Genomic DNA, 17,051 nt, shown 5'->3' with positions numbered 1-17,051 from the left:
TTCATATTGGGATAGTTTCCACTAAGTTATGAAATAATTGTATTTTTAGCTAATTTTTTGCAATTAACCTTATTGAAACCGTAAACATCCGGCAAGAAAACGTACTTATTAGCTCACTTAATTCAATCCTATCATGATTGATCGCAGGACATTTATTAAAGCCGGCACGGCGGCTGGCACCATGCTGGCTGTTAACGAGCTGCTGGGCAGTAGCGGCGGGCGGATTTCCGTTGATGGACCCATTGTTATCTCCACATGGGATTTTGGCGTAGCTGCCAACCGGGCGGCTTGGGCGATACTTGAAAAAGAAGGGCATGCACTGGATGCGGTGGAGGCGGGGGTGCGGATTGCCGAAGGCGACCTGAACAATCATACTGTGGGCAAAGGCGGGTACCCCGATCGGGATGGATATGTCACCCTGGATGCATGTATTATGGATGATCGTGGTAATTGTGGTGCCGTGGCGGCGCTCGAACACATTGCGCATCCAGTTTCGGTCGCCCGAAAAGTGATGGAAGCAACCCCCCATGTGCTGCTCGTAGGAGAAGGCGCACTGCAATTTGCGCTCGAAAGCGGATTTGAAAAAGAAGACCTGCTTACGCCGGAAGCGGCGGCGACATGGAGGAAATGGTTACAGCAAAAAAAATATCAGCCCGTTATCAACATTGAGAACCGGTCGTTTACCACCGAGAAATTGCCGGGAAATCAGTATAATCACGATACGATCGGAATGTTGGCGCGCGACGCAGCTGGCCGGCTTTCAGGGGCGTGTACCACCAGTGGCCTGGCATTTAAAATGCATGGCCGGGTGGGTGACAGTCCAATTATCGGTGCCGGGCTATATGTAGATAATGAAATTGGTGCGGCTACGGCCACCGGGGTCGGGGAGGAGGTGATCCGCACCGTGGGCAGCTTTCTGGTAGTCGAACTCATGCGGCAGGGCTATTCGCCGGAGGACGCATGCCGCGAAGCCGTAAACCGGATTATCCGTAAAAAGCCGGAAACAGCAAAAATCATACAGGTTGGTTTTCTGGCGCTGAATAAACAGGGTGAGCACGGTGCGTATGCCCTGCAATCCGGTTTTTCTTACGCCGTCTGCAACCAAAACCGCCAAGATTTGTTAGTAAAGGGGAAGAGCATATTTTAGGTGCCGGTAAGAGCAGTTTCAGCCGGTGAGATGCAGACTACATGTATCTGTATGATCACTGCGGGTATACCGATTAGTAGTAAAAATAACATAAATGACAGCAACGTTTGGAGGCGGGTGTTTTTGGTGTACGGAAGCCATCTTCCAGCAACTGGATGGCGTAAGGGAGGTATTACCCGGTTACATGGGCGGCCAACGGGAGAATCCAACCTACGAACAGGTATGTTCAGGGGCAACTGGACATGCCGAAGTAATTCAATTGGAATATGATGAAGAGGTGCTGCCTTATGAAGAGTTGCTGGCGGTATTCTTTAAAACCCACGACCCCACAACGCTTAACCGGCAGGGCCACGATATCGGGACTCAATACCGATCGGTTATTTTTTATCACGACGATGCGCAGCGCGCAGCGGCAATGGCCTTTGTGCGCCAACTGGAGGAAAATGAGGTGTATAATGACCCCATCGTAACGGAAATATCACCAGCAAAGCCGTTTTATGCTGCGGAACTTTACCATCATAACTATTTTAACCACCATCCGGAAAACCCCTATTGTTCGGTGGTGATTGCACCCAAGCTGCGTAAATTTTTAGCGGGCAGGGATGGCGGTTGAACTACCTGAGCGTCAAAAAGCAAATAAGGCATCCCCGGCAATCACGTTAACGCCAATATTGGTTAATTCCTCCAGTCCTTTAGGATAAATTCCCGAAAGGGCCTCCGGCACAATACCGAGACTGAAGTCACGCTCGCTTGCTTCGTAAACTGTAGTGCGGGGGCAGTTTGGAAAATTACAGCCAACGACTACGAGTGAACGGATGCCCTGTTCCATTAAAAAATCCATAAGTGGCGTCCGGTAAAAGGCTCCCCATCGGGGTTTGTAAACGGCATAGTCCAGATCACCAAGCCGTTCCACTTTTCCGGCAAGCAGGTTTCTGTGGTCGGGTTGCTCCGCAACATCGGGTAGCAACACAGGTAAAATAGCAGCTCCGGAAGTATAAGGTGCAACTACGGACATACCGGAAGCAATGCGCTCACGGCGGCAGATATCGGCGTTTGTGCCATCGGGAAGGTATAACCGGACGATGTGGATGACGGGGCGTTGAGCGTTTCGGAATGCCTGGGCAATATGGGATACTACGGGAACGATTTCAGCAGTTCCATCTATGTAAGCACTTCCGTCCGGTGCGGCGAAATCATGCTGCATGTCAATAATCAGCAATGCCGCATGTCGCCAGTCTATGTTGATATCCATATTCATTCGATGAAGTTAAAAATTAAATTGATATCAATCACGGTTTTACCGTTATCCGTTGTCCCTTTTTGATAAAATAAATGCCTCCCATAGCCGCCAGCAATGCCAATCCGGTAATCCAGGTAAGTTTTTCATCAAGAAAGAAATAACCGAGAAAAAGTGCAATAAACGGGTTAATATAGGCATATATAGACGCCAGACCAATGGGTAATTTTTCCAATGCGTATACAAAGCAGGGATAAGATAGCAGCGACCCGATGATGATCAGGTAAAGTAATGCCCAAAGGCTGTTTGCCGAGATGGATGGTATGGTGCTGAAATCATCCAGAAATATTGAAAATATTAAAAGTACAACACCGCCGAAAAACATTTGCAGGGCGGCATTGGTAAGGGCATCTGTCTTTGACGGCCGGTACTTGGTGTACACGCTGCCTGCAGCAAAAGCCAAGGCGGCGAGGAACGCGACCACCATCCCGGCAAAATAATCGGGATTGGCCAAATCACTGATGTTATCACTGAACATCAATAAAATACCCAAACATCCCAGCAGCAATCCGACAGCTACTTTGATGTTTAGTACGTTGCGGTCGGCCCCGCTGATAAACGTCACGATCACTACATATACCGGCATGATGGAGACAATAAGCGCTGCCAGTCCGCTGGGAATGTATTTTTCACTCCATCCGACTACCCCGTTTCCGAGGGTGATCATCAGGAAGCCCGGAACGGCTTGGCGAAGCATCTCCCGCATGGGAAAAGCCCTGTTTTTGCGCACGAGCCGCAAGATGAGCAATAGTATTCCACCGGCAATCGTTTGCCGGACGCCCGAAAATAAAAATGCAGGGAAAGTGGTTACCCCAACACGCATCGCAAAATAAGTCGTTCCCCACACAATACACACGGTGGCAAGCGCTGCATATGCCAAGATTAATGGTCTGTTCATGATTGCAAAAGTCGAGAAAACCGGCGTATATATACCCATACAACTTTCGTCATTTTCAACTGAACAGTTGATCGTGCGGAATTCCCTGGGATGCGAAGGACACTTGTTGCCACTGGATAGCCAAGGCTGGCCCTGTTCAACTAAATTCGTGACTTCCTTCGAGCTCATGAAGGTAATAAGTTGAATCTTACCGGGAACTTGGGGAAAAAATAGTATGTTTATTGGCAGTAATGAACATCTTAGTTGTTGAAGACGATAGCCGGATCAGCGAGTTCGTGATCAAGGGCTTGGAAGAGCAGGGCCATACCGCGACGCTGGCGTGCTCAGGCGAGATTGCCAGGGAACTGATTATGGCTGCTGAATGGGATATTATCCTAATGGATATCATGTTGCCCGGGATAGACGGTGTTCAATTAACCAAACTGGTTCGATATAAGCATAATACAACACCGATTTTGATGCTGAGTGCATTGGGGGAAACGGACGATAAGGTGCTGGCGCTTGATGCCGGGGCCGATGACTATCTTGTGAAACCGTTTCATTTCAAGGAATTGCTTTCCCGGATGAACGCGCTGGTCCGCCGCACAAAGTTTGGCCACCTCAGCCCAACGCAGGTCTACCGGTGCGGCGCACTTGTTGTCCGTGTGGAGGAACATACGGTTCAGCTTGAGGACAAACGGCTGGAACTTTCTCCAAAGGAATATAAACTATTGGTATACCTGCTTGAACATCAGAACAAAGTACGTTCGCGTGTGCAGCTTGTCAATGCGGTCTGGGGCATCGACTATGACCATAACACAAACATTGTGGACGTGTATATTTCCTACCTCCGCTCGAAAATCGAGTACACGGGTCAGAAGTTTATCCATACCATAAAAGGGATCGGATACATGCTAAAACAACCTCAATAAACAAACATGACCATCCGGAATCGACTTACTTTGGTGTTGTCGCTCACGTTTGGTGTGATTTTTATCCTGGCTGCTATTCTGGTATACGTGGTGTTTTACCGCATGTCCGAACGCATCATTTTTAGTGAGCTGCAAAAAACCAGCGCACTTTCCGCCATGTTTTACTTGGAGGAGGATGAGCTTCCGGCGGGCGACCACGCACGGATACGTCGCCAGTTTGTGGAAAGCATCTCAAACACGGATGTCAAAGTGTACGATGCGGATAACCAGCTTACATACGGTAATGGGCAGCTGGATGCGCAGGTAACGCCGGAAGTGCTGGATCAGATCCGTAGGTTGGAACAATTGCACTTTAAAGCAGCGGGATATTATTACTACGGCATCCTGTACTCCGATAATCAGGGAAAATTTGTTGTGATCGTGGCTACCAATAACGCATTTTTTATATCACAAAGCAATCAATTGCTGCTCGTGATGGCCGTTGCGCTGGTGGCAGGCTTATTGATTATTTTTTTAATGAGTTTCTGGTTGTCCAGACGGGCATATAAACCCATCGCCCGTATTATTAAAAGTGTCAATTTGCTGAACGCGGATACCTTGCATCAACCATTGCCGCTTCCGGATACGAAGGATGAATTATATGAATTGCTGCATACATTTAATGGACTGCTGCGCCGGTTGTCGGAAACGTTTGTTATTCAGAAAAATTTTATCAATTACGTTTCGCACGAGTTTAACACACCTCTTGCCGCTATTACGGGCAACATAGAGGTTTTTGCGCAGAAAAACCGCACCCCGGCAGAATACCGTGATTTGGCGGGAACGTTACTTGGCCATGTCGCCTATATTGAGCAGCTTATGGACAACCTGAGGCTGCTTGCCGGACTGCACCCGGCTCCACCCCAGCAGACCGCCTATCGCATCGATGAAATACTTTGGTCAGTTCTGGATCGCATTTACCTTCGCTGGCTCATAGAAAAGTCGCTCATTTACACCACCTTGGATGTACAAGACGCTGAAAAGTTGCTGGCGAATGGCAATAGCGGACAATTGGAAATTGCCTTATTTAATTTAATCGATAATGCGGTTAAATATTCAGACGGGAATCCCGTAACCGTTTTGCTGGCGGAGATGCCGGATGGCCATATTCGTTTGACGATACAGGATAAAGGGAAAGGAATCCCGTCCGAGGAAGTCCCGTTAATCCACCAGCCATTTTATCGCGGTCGTAATGTAGGAAACACGGCAGGGAGCGGAATCGGGCTGTCACTGGCGATCCTTATCTGTAAGCAGCTCGAGATCGCTTTTTCCATTCATTCAGACGAAGGTCGCGGAACCTGTGTTACCCTAACCTGGCCCATTAGTGAACTCTAATCGGTTTTTAATCCCTTTCTAATCTTGGGCGGATAACTTTGCCAACTGAAAACAGATTAGGCAACCGTTATGATATTAGGTATTATGGGTATAGGCAGTCAAGAGTTAATCCTTATTGTATTTGCTGCATTATTGTTGTTTGGCGGAAAGAAAATTCCAGAAATGATGCGGGGACTGGGCAATGGGATACGGGAGTTTAAGCGCGGTCAGCAGGAGGAGCCCCAGTCGGAAAATACACCACAGCAAGAAGAAGTTCCCCGGGAGCAGGATGTAGCGAATAAGTAATGCACATACGCAAGGGACTTTTTTTACTGTTATGCAGTTTATCGACTGTTGGTTTGCGAGGCCAGCCGGTCCTGGATACCGTATACTTTTCAAGGCAACACGCGGAGACGCTGTTTTTGCAGCAGAACCTGCGGTTACTTGCTGCGAGGCTGGATATAGGCCGCGCAGAAGCACAGGTTATCCAGGCCAGGCTATGGCCGAATCCTACATTATCAGTCGGTGAAGTTAATCTTTGGACAAACGCGGGCGCCGAAGAGCTAGGCTCACTTACCGGGCAGTGGGGTAATACTGCCCAGGTGGCCGTAGAAGTGGAACAGCTGATTCGTACGGCGGCTAAACGTCGTAAAGAGCTGGAGAAAGAACAGGTAGGTGTGGCGCAGGCCCGAACGAATTTTGAAAATGTATTGCGGGACTTGAAGCTGGAATTCCGGAACCGGCTCAGTGAGCTTGAATTTACCCAACAACAATTACAGATTTACCAACGCGAGCTCCATCATTTCCAGCAACTGCTACATGCCTATGGGCACGGAGTAGAAGCGGGGCACGCAAGTCCGGGTTCCTATCTACGATTGCAGGCGTTTGAAATCGAACTGTTGCAATCCATCAACATGGTTAAGGAACAGAACCTGCATGCTCAGCGCGCGATGAAAGAGCTCATGGGGATCGCAGTACCCTACGAGCTGAGGCTTATTGACGAACCGTCGATGCTTCCGTTTCCAGCAGATTCACTGCGGAACCTGGACATAGGCACGCTTATCGGCTTGGCCCAGGAGAGCCATCCCGAACTCAAGGCAGCTGAATTGGAACGGATGTATGCCGATAAGTGGCTAGCCGCTGAACAGGCCCGGCGTGTGCCCGATGTGGCCGTAGCGATAAATTACGACCGCGGAGGAAACATTATGCGTGATTTTGTGGGATTGAACGTATCCATGGAACTTCCGTTTTTTAATCGGAATCAGGGACATATTAAAGTCGCCCGGATAGCACAGGAGCAGGGCGAGATAAACCTGCAACAGAAACGGAATGAAATGGCCAACAGCATTGTACAGGCGTGGCAAGAGCTACTGATTACACTGGACTACTATGAAAAAATAGCTGGTGGATTTGAGGAACGGCTTGACGCGATGCTGACGGCATACCACCGCGGTTTCGCGAACGACGATATTGGCCTGCTGGAATACCTGGACTTTTTGGAAACATACCTTTCCAATAAAGTGGCCACAATGGAAACCAAAAAGCAGGTGCAACAGCGGTACGAAGCACTGAACTATGCGATCGGTCGTCAGGTAGCAGCTATACCGGCGAAATAGCCTATATCTTTCTTATTATCAACAATTAAACGATATGAAGCAACAAATCATACTTTATTTCGGCTGTGTCGGAATAATAGCTGCCTCCTGCAGCCCGCGGGAGGTGATGATCCAGGAATCGTTAACAGATTTTTGCCTTAACGATGAATTGCGGGAACGTATTCGGGTAGACTCGGTATACGAGCAGCCGGTTACCCAGCATGTTAACCTGACCGGTGAAATTACCTATAGCCCCGATGGGGTGGTCCGTTTTGTTTCACTTGTGGAAGGAATAACCGCGGAAGCGCATTTTTCACTTGGTGATTTCGTGAAGGAAGGAGCGGTGTTGGCTGCCATAAAAAGTCCGGAATTAAGTACGTTGCTGGCGGAACGACAGAGCCTCAGGGCCCGCGCCCAGCTGGTAGACCGTGAATTGTTGGCTGCCGCACGCATGTATGAGGATAAACTCGTTGCTGCGCGCGACCTGCTGGAAGCCCGATCGGAAAAAGAGCGTTTAACCATCCAACTGGCTAATATCGAATCAACCTTGGCATTATTCCATCCCAATGAAGCTAAAGGAACCTTTGAGATTTTGGCACCTAAAAGCGGCTATATTGTTGATAAACAGTTGAATTCAGGCGCGCCGTTTAACAGCGGCGATAACCTGTTTACCCTATCTGACCTGAACGAGATCTGGGTGATGGTAAACGTGTACGCAACAGATATGCAGTTCGTAAAGCCGGGAATGGAAGTTGGCATCCAAACATTGGCATATCCTGGGGAAACCTTTCACGGTCGGATTTCGACTTTATCGCCGGTTTTTGACAGCAATGAACGGGTGCTAAAAGCCCGGGTGGTGTTGGAGAATCCCGGATTGCGCCTTAAACCCGGGATGTCCGCCGATATTGCGGTTGAACGCCGCACTGGAGCGCAGGCAGTGGCTATACCCGTAGGGGCGGTTGTTTTCGATGACAATCAGTATTTCGCCGTTGCCTATGCGGGCGATTGTAAACTGCAGGCCAAACGTATTTCCATTCTGGCCAAAGACGGGGACATGTATTTTGTTGGCGGGGGAATTAACGCGGGAGACCAGGTGGTGACAAAAAATCACCTGCTTGTATACGAGAAAATTAAAGCACTGCCATAACGATGAAAAAACTTGTTCAGCAGCTGGTTTCCTTTTCGCTGCAAAATACATTTATTGTATTTTTCTTTACCGCGCTTTTATTAGGTGTGGGTGTTTATTCGCTAATACATACGCCTATCGAGGCTTTTCCTGATGTTACAAATACGCGCGCGCGGATTATCACACAATGGCCGGGCCGGAGTGCTGAGGAGGTGGAGAAATTCATCACGCTGCCCATCTCCAAAGAAGTAAACACGATACCACGCAAGGCGGAGGTACGTTCCATTTCTCTATTTGGCCTTTCCGTAGTTACGGTGATTTTTGAAGATGGCGTGGATGATTTTTTTGCACAGCAATACACGGCTAACCGACTGCAGGGCATTGATCTCCCCGAAGGCGCCGCTGCCTCCATTGAACCTCCATCGGGTGCTACAGGTGAAATTTTCCGATATGTAGTAAAGGGTGAGCTACCCATTCGTGAAATAACCGCGATACAGGATTGGGTGATCGAGCGTGAACTACTGTCCGTGCCGGGCGTAGCAGATGTGGTGAGTTTTGGAGGCGAAGAAAAGATTTATGAAATTAAAATTAATCCGACGGAACTGGTCAATTATGACCTGTCGCCGTTGGATGTATACGAAGCGGTCAGTCGGAGCAATATCAATGTCGGTGGAGATGTCATCCAACGGGGAGATCAGGCATATGTCGTTCGTGGCATTGGCCTGCTTGATAAGGTGGAAGACATCCGAAATATCCTGATTACGGTGAAGGGCAGCACTCCGATTTTGGTGAAGCACGTAGCCGAGGTGGTGATTGGTGCTAAGCCCCGGCTGGGGCAGGTAGGACTGCAGGATGATAATGATCTGGTAGAAGGTGTCGTAATTATGCTGCGTGGCGAAAACCCGGGGGAAGTTATTACCAGACTGAAAGAAAAAATTACCGAACTGAATGAACGCGTACTACCGGTAAATATTCGGATTGAACCATTTATCGACCGTACGGAGTTGGTAGATGCCACGGTGAGTACGGTAAGCCGAAACCTCGTGGAAGGTATTGTGCTGGTTTCGGCAATTGTGTTTGTCTTTCTTTTTAACTGGCGCACGACAGTGATTGTGGCTTCGGTGATCCCGTTGTCGTTTCTTTTTGCCGTAACCATGCTGCGTATCCAAGGGCTTCCGGCGAATCTGATTTCGATGGGCGCACTGGATTTCGGGCTGTTGCTGGAAGGTACGCTTGTGATCGTGGAAGCAGTGTTTGTGGGCATGCGGAAACGTGCAGCACGGATGGGAATGGAGCGTTTTAATCAATCGTTGAAACTGGGAGTTATTAAGCAAAGCGTAGCCAGTGTGGCGACCTATGTTTTTTTCGCCCAATTAATCCTGATCGTTGCTCTATTGCCCATTTTTTCTTTCCAGAAGGTAGAAGGTAAAATGTTTGCTCCGCTTGCTTTTACCCTGGGGTATGCGCTGTTGGGGTCGCTTGTTCTGAGTCTTACCTATGTGCCGGCTATGTGTAAGGTTTTGTTGCAGCGCAATATCCGGGAAAAGGAGAACTGGGTAGCCGGACTGTTTATCCGGATGGCAAGGGGCTTGTTTAATTGGGGACACCGGCATAAGCGGACAGTAAGCTATGGATTTTGCGCCCTGTTTGTGCTTTGCATTGCCCGATTCCTGTTTTATGGTTCGGAATTTATCCCCAGCCTAAATGAGGGAGCAATTTATGTGCGGGCGACCCTGCCGAATAGCGTCCACCTGGATGAATCGGTTCGCCTGGCACAGGAAATGCGTCAACAACTGCGCGATTTTAAAGAGGTTAAGTTTGTAATGAGCCAAGCGGGAAGGCCGAACGATGGTACCGACCCCACAGGCTTTTTTAATATTGAATTTCATATCCAGTTATACCCGGAATCTGAATGGCCGGAAGACATCAGTAAAGCCGAGCTGCTAAGCCGGATGCGGGCTGCGCTGGAGACCTATCCCGGCATTAACTTTGGGTTCAGCCAGCCGATCCAGGATAATGTGGAGGAATACGTAGCCGGGGTAAAGAGTTCATTGGTAGTCAAGATTTTCGGGGACGACCTGTATGAACTGGAAAACTACGCAGGGCAGGTCAAAAAGGTGTTGGAGGGGGTTAACGGCATCGAGGACCTTAATGTGTATAAGAACATTGGTTTGCCCGAACTGCGTATCCAATTGCATGACCACAAAATGGCGCGATACGCCGTAAATACCGCAGATGTACAGGCAGTGGTGGCAATGGCGATCGGAGGTCAGTCTGCCACGCAGTTTTATGAAGATGAACGTATATTCGACGTTCGGCTGCGCTTTCAGCAGGCCTATCGCAACGATGAAGAAAAGATTGGAAACATCTTGATACCCACTATGGAAGGCAAGAACGTGCCGCTGCGTGAAATAGCTACTATCGGATTCCATACAGGTCCGGCGTTTATTTACCGTGAGGGAAACAGTCGCTACATTGGAGTAGGATTCAGCATTGCCGGGCGGGACATGGGCAGTACCATTGCTGAAGCAAAGGCTAAAGTGAGTCAAGCGATAAACCTACCGAAGGCGAATCGGGTGGAATGGTCCGGCGAATTTGAAAGTAAGGAACGCGCGACGCGACAGCTGGCATTCGTTGTGCCCGTGGTGCTGGTCCTTATTCTCTTCTTGCTATATTTTAATTTTGGCAATTACCGGGATACCTTAGTGGCCGTCTGCACGATTCCTTTTGCCTTTATTGGCGGATTTATTTCGCTTTGGGCCACCGGAACGGCGTTTGGCATTTCCGCCGGCATTGGCTTTATTATACTTTTTGGTGTCAATACCATTAATGCCATTATTCTCATTGCCGTGATGAAGGAAAATCTTAGGAAAAAAATGCCTTTAGCACAAGCAATCAATAAAGGCGTGAGCAGCCGTATACGACCTATCGTTATGATCGCCCTGATGGGATCCATGGGTTTATTGCCTGCGGCGATGTCGACCGGAATGGGGTCAGAAATCCAAAAACCGTTGGCCATTATGATCGTAGGTGGGCTTCAGGTATGCATGATACTTTCATTCACCGTACTTCCCCAGCTGTTTTACTGGGCATACAGAAAGGAAAAAGAAATTGCCTGCAGATAAAGGTAATCTCGGATATTCGATTAACTTTGTGTACCTAACTGAATCAAAATGATGGTACACCGTTTCTTCTTTAGCCTGTTAAGTGCTGTACTTTTATTAAGCAGCTGCGCTTCCCAAAGTGAAACTGACAATCGTAATGCCTTGGCAATTGAATGGGAAGTTGCTGAGGTCCGCCATGCAGGCAGCAATGAAACATTGTCATTGCTGACGATTAAGAATACCTCAACCGACACGTTGCATGCTGCCGGTTGGGCGATTTATTTCAATGGCTTTGGTGGACAGGTTTTCGGTCCGGATAGTACCATGGCGAAAATTGAACGGGTTAACGGTGATTTCTTTACACTACAGCCACTGGCCGGCTGGCGGTCTTTGCCACCCGACTCTGCGATACAGCTCCATGTCCTGACTCGCATATTGCGGAACATGACTGATGTCCCGACCGGTTTTTATCTGGTTTCAGATCGTTATCCCGAAGGAGTTGATTTGCCTTTTTCGATGAAACCATATCCACACGCGGACAGCCTGGAAATGGAACTGGCGAAACGAACATTTATACAAAACGAACGTATTATAAATCTGCCGGAGGAGGAGCTGCCACCTGTACTCCCTACGCCGCTGGATTATACGCTTACTTCCGACACGTTTAAACTGGGTGCATCCGCAATCATCATCCCGGACGCCGGTTTCGGGCAGGAAGCGGGATACCTGCAGGCGGAATTGGCCAAGGTACTGACTACCGCTCCCGGCTTGGGGGAGAAGGCTGGGGAGGGGGGTGCCATCCATATTCGCCAAAAAGAAATGCCCGAGCAGGAGGGATATGAATTAACCATCGATGCTTCCGGGGTCCGGATCGAAGCGGCAACGGCTGTGGGTGCGTTTTATGGTATCCAATCTTTAAAACAGCTGATTCCGCCACAATTATGGAAAGCGAAGCAATCTGTCATATCACTCCCTGGAGTACATATTAGTGACGCTCCGCGTTTCGGACACCGTGCCGTAATGCTCGATGTGGCGCGTAACTTTCAGTCGAAAGAACAAGTGTTGAAAATACTGGACTTATTGTCGGCTTATAAAGTGAATGTGATGCACTTCCATCTTAATGAAGATGAAGCGTGGCGACTGGAAATTCCGGGATTGCCCGAACTGACGGAAGTAGGCAGCCAACGTGGTCATACACTGGATGACGCTCAACACCTGATGCCATCTTATGGGTCGGGCCCAGGCACCACCAATGCAGCAGGAAGCGGTTTTTACAGCCGATCGGAATTTATTGACATTTTACGCTACGCCACAGCAAGGCATATTCGCGTCATTCCGGAAATCGAAACACCGGGCCATGCCCGTGCTGCAATCAAATCTATGAATGCCCGATACACCCGGTACATGGAAAAAGGTGATACTGCGGCGGCAAAACAATACCTGTTACGTGACCTGGATGACCGTTCCGAATACCGGTCGGTGCAGCACTGGAACGATAATGTCATTAACGTGGCACTGCCCTCTACTTACGCCTTCCTTGAAAAGGTAACCGATGAACTGATGGCTATGTATACTGAAGCAGGTGCGCCGCTTCAGACCGTACATTTTGGCGGAGATGAAGTGCCGGCGGGCGTATGGGAAAAGTCACCGGCAGCCCGCCAGCTGATTGCAGGGTCGGAAGTAAAAAACGTAGATGAGCTCTGGCATTACTATTTTGGACGTATCAATCGCATGCTTAAGTCGCGTGGCCTCTATCTCTCAGGCTGGGAGGAAATCGGCATGAAGAAGGCGATAGTCAACGGCCGGTCGCGAATGGTCGTGGAGCCGAGGTTTGCCGGGGAGAATTTTCATGTGGATGTTTGGAATAACCTGGGCGGTAATATGGACCTGGCGTATCGGCTGGCGAATACAGGTTACAAGGTTGTGCTCACTAATGTAACTAATTTTTATTTTGACCTGGCTTATAACACCAGTTTCTATGAACCGGGACAATACTGGGGCGGTTATGTTAATTTGGAAAAACCTTTCCGTTTCATCCCGTTCAACTATTATCGCAGTCAGTTTGACGACGGCACGGGAGAGCTAGTTGACCCGTCGCGCTTCACGGGTATGGAACGGCTGACACCGGCAGGCAAGGCCAATATTGTCGGTATTCAAGCACCCCTCTGGAGTGAGAAGATCACGACGGTCGAGCGGATGGAATACCTGTTGCTGCCGAAGTTTTTCGGACTGGCTGAACGGGCTTGGGCGGCGGATCCGCAGTGGGCCAATACGGGCGATGGGTCGAAGACCGATGCGGCCTACCAACATGCCTGGTCGGTATTTCTGAACATGCTGGGAAAGCGGGAATTGCCGAGAATTGCGCATTATGCAGGGGGCTTCCAGTACCGTATTCCGACGGCAGGCGTTATGGAACGCGACGGGGAGCTTCATGCCAACGTGCAATTCCCTGGGTTTACCATTCGGTATACCACGGATGGCAGCGAGCCTAACGCACAAAGCCCTGTATATGAACAACCGGTGAATGCATCTGAAACAGTGGCCTTCCGGATATTTGATACGGCGGGTAGGGGTGGCCGGACTGTATATTGGCGCACCGGCCTAATACGCTAAAACAATCCGATCTGCCCGTTACCGTCGATCTGAATGTCGTCCGGGTTGGTGATTTCAAAATCGACATCGGAAGGCTTTTTGGCTTCCGTTTCGTTTCCGGTTTCCGATTTTTCATCCGTGGTAGCCCTAGCGTCCCTAGCCTCAGTTTTCGTTGATGTTTCGGTTTTTCCCTTTTCAGTTTCGATAGTTCCGGCGTCAGGTGCTGTTACCGTTTTTTGTTTGGTTTCGAATCCCGTTGGATTGGAAGTTTCCGTTGCAGAACTTTCGTTATGTATGGCGGGTGCATCACCGTCTTTGCTTTCGGGGCCAGTGGTATCTGCAGCTGTTCCTGTCGTTTTATCAACTACGTTGGTTGGCTGATTTTCAGGGGCTGTCACATTTTCTTCCACACTCAGTAAGGAAACATGCTTAACTTCATGGGGAGTCAGTCGGTTGCCCTGCGCCCGCATTCCTTTCACATCTACAATATCTGCCAGGTTTTGTTCGATAGTGTCTGGTGTTTGTGATTTTCCTTTCAGAATGTCTATACGCACCAACGGTGCAGCAGCAGCAGTAATGAGGATCAGTCGTGAGCCAGGCTCCTCGTTGATAATGGATATTCGTTTTCCTATAGGTGCCTCATCAAATACGAACCGTTTTACGTAGTACAGACCGGACTTGCCATCACGATGTATCGCACTGTAAACCTGCTGTCCGTTATACTGTTCAATACGGATCATATGGTCATCAAAATGATTGCTCAGATCGAAACTGCTCAATGCATAGGTGCCATCGGTCATGACAGTCAACAGTTTGTCCTCGCCGTCGAATTCACCAAGGTACTGGCCGCGGCCATCCACGTTGAGTCGTTTGAGCACGTCATCGAACCATATTTTCCGTCCAGACAATGTAGAAACACCCCTGCTTTTCAAAATAACCTTTTTTACCGGGTATTTCGTAATGATATTTCCTTGGGAACTCCGGCCCTTGATGGCGATTTGCGAAAAATCAACGTCGAATTGCAGCTTGCGGAGTTTTGAGTGTGGTTTTAATTGTACATTTACCACTTCGGCTTCCCCATTCGGGTTGGCGGTAAAATAGAGTACCCGGGAACCTTTATTTCCTTTGGTTAGGTCATATTCTTTATCGCGTGTTACCCCCATAATGGAGAAACGCTTAATATAAGATACTCCGGATTTGGCGTCGCGGTAGATCAGGTTATACACGGTCCGGTCGTCTCCTTTTTTGAACACCGCTACGTGGATGATGTCTTTGCCTACGAAGACCTTATCCTGTATTTTCGTAACTAGGCACTGACCGTCGCCCCGGAACACAATGATGTCATCCAGATCGGAACAATCGCCAACGTATTCATCTTTGCGCATACCGGTGCCGATAAATCCGTCTTCCCGGTTAACATAAAGCTTGGCATTGGCAAGGGCTACCTGTGCGGCTTCCACGCGATCGAATGCCCGTAGTTCAGTTTTTCGTTCCCGGCCCTTACCGTATTTTTCGCGGAGTTTTTCGAACCAGGCAATAGCGTATTCTGTCAGGTGCCGTAAATGATGGCGTACCTTTTTGATTTCCTCCTCCAGCGCAGCCATTTGCTCATCGGCTTTTTTAACATCGAAGCGCGTAATACTGCTCATTGGCTTTTCGATTAGCTTCTTATAGTCATCTGGTAGAATCTCGCGATAGAACTGAGGAAAGAATGGTGTAAATAACCGGGTGAGTACCTGCACTACCGTTTCAAAATCGCCGGAATTTTCATAGTCCTGATGCTTGTACATTCCTTCCTGAATAAACAGCTTGAGGAGGCTGCTGAAAAAGATCTTTTCCTGCAATTCATTGAGCCGGATTTCCAGTTCCTGCTTCAGCAGGCTCTTGGTCTGCTTGGTATTCTCGATCAGTATGTCGTTCACGCTCATGAACTGCGGCTTTTCCTTACGGATTACGCAGGTATTCGGCGAAATGGATACCTCGCAGGAGGTAAATGCATACAGGGCATCAATCGTCACGTCGGGAGAAATACCCGGAGCAAGATGGACGATGATTTCCACTTCCTGGGCGGTGTTGTCCTCGATCTTTTTGATCTTGATCTTGCCTTTTTCATTTGCCGCCACGATGCTGTCGATTAGTCCGCCGGTTGTCGTGCCAAACGGGATCTCGGTGATGGCTAACGTCTTTTTATCGCGTTCCTCGATCTTTGCCCTAACCCGTATTTTTCCACCACGCTGCCCTTCATTGTACGCCGAGCAGTCGGCCATACCACCGGTTGGGAAATCGGGCAATAAGTTGGGTTTTCCGCCCTGTAATACTTCGATTGAAGCATCGATTAGCTCAATGAAATTGTGCGGCATGATCTTGGTGGCCAAACCGACGGCAATGCCTTCGGCACCTTGTGCAAGCAGCAGCGGGAATTTGACCGGAAGTGTTACCGGTTCCTTGTTGCGCCCATCGTAGCTGAGTTGCCAATCGGTAGTGTCCGGGTTGAAGACCACATCATTTGCAAATTTGGACAGACGTCCCTCGATGTACCGCGATGCTGCAGCCGAATCGCCGGTCACTGGATCACCCCAGTTACCCTGACAATCGATAAGTAGGTTTTTCTGACCAATCTGTACCATGGCGTCGCCGATCGACGCATCGCCATGCGGATGATATTTCATGGTATTGCCGATAACGTTGGCGGCCTTATTATACCGCCCGTCATCCATTTCCTTTAAGGAATGCATAATGCGACGTTGAACAGGCTTAAATCCGTCGTTGATATGCGGCACGGCCCGGTCAAGAATCACATAGGAAGCATAGTCCAGAAACCAGTTTTCGTATAGACCCGACAGCGGGACGGTTTGGCTGTTGCCCAGTTGTGTGTCTTTGGGATGTTGGTTTTCTTCGGGTATGGAATTCGTTTCGTCGCTCATGAAATCTCCGCAATAAAAGCAATATTATCTTCTAATAAGTGGGCTAAAACGTAGTGGTGGTTTCAGCCGATCTGCCGTAAAAATACGAATCCATTTGGTTTCTG

General features: G+C 49.0%; 13 protein-coding genes. 10 read left to right on the top strand and 3 right to left on the bottom strand.

All coding sequences use genetic code 11. From position 1 onward, the window contains the following. Positions 1 to 181 precede the first annotated feature (181 nt). Together ABWO75_RS04300 and msrA are read left to right on the top strand one after the other, a co-directional pair. Positions 182 to 1,147, top strand: a complete 966-nt coding sequence (locus ABWO75_RS04300; protein ID WP_502922390.1) for a glycosylasparaginase — start codon at positions 182 to 184, stop codon at positions 1,145 to 1,147. 94 nt (positions 1,148 to 1,241) lie between these two features. After that, on the top strand, positions 1,242 to 1,760 hold the full coding sequence (gene msrA / locus ABWO75_RS04295; protein ID WP_353182917.1) for a peptide-methionine (S)-S-oxide reductase MsrA: 519 nt from the start codon (positions 1,242 to 1,244) through the stop codon (positions 1,758 to 1,760). A gap of 12 nt (positions 1,761 to 1,772) precedes the next feature. Here msrA and ABWO75_RS04290 read toward each other — a convergent pair whose 3' ends face one another. Beyond that, complete coding sequence (locus ABWO75_RS04290) at positions 1,773 to 2,399, bottom strand: cysteine hydrolase family protein (protein WP_353182914.1); 627 nt, start codon at positions 2,397 to 2,399, stop codon at positions 1,773 to 1,775. 37 nt (positions 2,400 to 2,436) lie between these two features. Beyond that, the gene (locus ABWO75_RS04285) at positions 2,437 to 3,342 is read right to left on the bottom strand and encodes an EamA family transporter (RefSeq protein WP_353182912.1); all 906 of its coding nucleotides are present in this window, start codon (positions 3,340 to 3,342) and stop codon (positions 2,437 to 2,439) included. Here ABWO75_RS04285 and ABWO75_RS04280 point away from each other — a divergent pair. From ABWO75_RS04280 to ABWO75_RS04245, 8 genes are all read left to right on the top strand, one after another. Continuing rightward, complete coding sequence (locus ABWO75_RS04280; RefSeq protein ID WP_353182910.1) at positions 3,341 to 3,526, top strand: hypothetical protein; 186 nt, start codon at positions 3,341 to 3,343, stop codon at positions 3,524 to 3,526. The genes ABWO75_RS04285 and ABWO75_RS04280 overlap by 2 nt on opposite strands. Before the next feature lie 46 nt (positions 3,527 to 3,572). Then, on the top strand, positions 3,573 to 4,253 hold the full coding sequence (locus tag ABWO75_RS04275) for a response regulator transcription factor (RefSeq protein ID WP_353182908.1): 681 nt from the start codon (positions 3,573 to 3,575) through the stop codon (positions 4,251 to 4,253). A 6-nt stretch (positions 4,254 to 4,259) separates the two neighbouring features. After that, positions 4,260 to 5,627 carry a sensor histidine kinase gene (locus tag ABWO75_RS04270; protein WP_353182906.1) on the top strand — a complete coding sequence of 456 codons (1,368 nt, stop codon included), beginning with the start codon at positions 4,260 to 4,262 and terminating at the stop codon, positions 5,625 to 5,627. A gap of 69 nt (positions 5,628 to 5,696) precedes the next feature. After that, positions 5,697 to 5,912, top strand: a complete 216-nt coding sequence (locus tag ABWO75_RS04265) for a Sec-independent protein translocase subunit TatA/TatB (RefSeq protein WP_353182904.1) — start codon at positions 5,697 to 5,699, stop codon at positions 5,910 to 5,912. A gap of 53 nt (positions 5,913 to 5,965) precedes the next feature. Beyond that, positions 5,966 to 7,222 carry a TolC family protein gene (locus ABWO75_RS04260; protein ID WP_353182902.1) on the top strand — a complete coding sequence of 419 codons (1,257 nt, stop codon included), beginning with the start codon at positions 5,966 to 5,968 and terminating at the stop codon, positions 7,220 to 7,222. Between the two features lie 34 nt (positions 7,223 to 7,256). Beyond that, a complete protein-coding gene (locus tag ABWO75_RS04255; RefSeq protein WP_353182900.1) occupies positions 7,257 to 8,348 on the top strand; it encodes an efflux RND transporter periplasmic adaptor subunit in 1,092 nt (363 codons plus the stop codon). A 2-nt stretch (positions 8,349 to 8,350) separates the two neighbouring features. Next, complete coding sequence (locus tag ABWO75_RS04250; RefSeq protein ID WP_353182898.1) at positions 8,351 to 11,452, top strand: efflux RND transporter permease subunit; 3,102 nt, start codon at positions 8,351 to 8,353, stop codon at positions 11,450 to 11,452. Positions 11,453 to 11,500: 48 nt separating this feature from the next. Further along, complete coding sequence (locus ABWO75_RS04245; protein WP_353182896.1) at positions 11,501 to 14,044, top strand: family 20 glycosylhydrolase; 2,544 nt, start codon at positions 11,501 to 11,503, stop codon at positions 14,042 to 14,044. On the opposite strand, the gene ABWO75_RS04240 is transcribed toward ABWO75_RS04245, so the two are convergent. Continuing rightward, a complete protein-coding gene (locus ABWO75_RS04240; protein WP_353182894.1) occupies positions 14,041 to 16,947 on the bottom strand; it encodes a DNA gyrase/topoisomerase IV subunit A in 2,907 nt (968 codons plus the stop codon). The genes ABWO75_RS04245 and ABWO75_RS04240 overlap by 4 nt on opposite strands. Between the last annotated feature and the right edge of the window lie 104 nt (positions 16,948 to 17,051).

The organism is Parapedobacter lycopersici (assembly GCF_040395035.1).
In the GTDB taxonomy this organism is placed as follows: Bacteria; Bacteroidota; Bacteroidia; order Sphingobacteriales; family Sphingobacteriaceae; genus Parapedobacter; species Parapedobacter lycopersici_A.
Note: the sequence above shows the minus strand (reverse complement) of the source record. Positions and strands in the feature narration are given on the sequence as shown.

Excerpts from the sequence above, each read along its gene's own strand:
- ABWO75_RS04300 (WP_502922390.1), top strand. The coding sequence starts at position 182 with ATGCTGGCTGTTAACGAGCTGCTGGGCAGTAGCGGCGGGCGGATTTCC.
- ABWO75_RS04250 (WP_353182898.1), top strand. The coding sequence starts at position 8,351 with ATGAAAAAACTTGTTCAGCAGCTGGTTTCCTTTTCGCTGCAAAATACA.
- msrA (WP_353182917.1), top strand. The coding sequence starts at position 1,242 with ATGACAGCAACGTTTGGAGGCGGGTGTTTTTGGTGTACGGAAGCCATC.
- ABWO75_RS04240 (WP_353182894.1), bottom strand. The coding sequence starts at position 16,947 with ATGAGCGACGAAACGAATTCCATACCCGAAGAAAACCAACATCCCAAA.
- ABWO75_RS04255 (WP_353182900.1), top strand. The coding sequence starts at position 7,257 with ATGAAGCAACAAATCATACTTTATTTCGGCTGTGTCGGAATAATAGCT.
- ABWO75_RS04290 (WP_353182914.1), bottom strand. The coding sequence starts at position 2,399 with ATGGATATCAACATAGACTGGCGACATGCGGCATTGCTGATTATTGAC.
- ABWO75_RS04280 (WP_353182910.1), top strand. The coding sequence starts at position 3,341 with ATGATTGCAAAAGTCGAGAAAACCGGCGTATATATACCCATACAACTT.
- ABWO75_RS04245 (WP_353182896.1), top strand. The coding sequence starts at position 11,501 with ATGATGGTACACCGTTTCTTCTTTAGCCTGTTAAGTGCTGTACTTTTA.
- ABWO75_RS04285 (WP_353182912.1), bottom strand. The coding sequence starts at position 3,342 with ATGAACAGACCATTAATCTTGGCATATGCAGCGCTTGCCACCGTGTGT.
- ABWO75_RS04270 (WP_353182906.1), top strand. The coding sequence starts at position 4,260 with ATGACCATCCGGAATCGACTTACTTTGGTGTTGTCGCTCACGTTTGGT.
- ABWO75_RS04265 (WP_353182904.1), top strand. The coding sequence starts at position 5,697 with ATGATATTAGGTATTATGGGTATAGGCAGTCAAGAGTTAATCCTTATT.
- ABWO75_RS04275 (WP_353182908.1), top strand. The coding sequence starts at position 3,573 with ATGAACATCTTAGTTGTTGAAGACGATAGCCGGATCAGCGAGTTCGTG.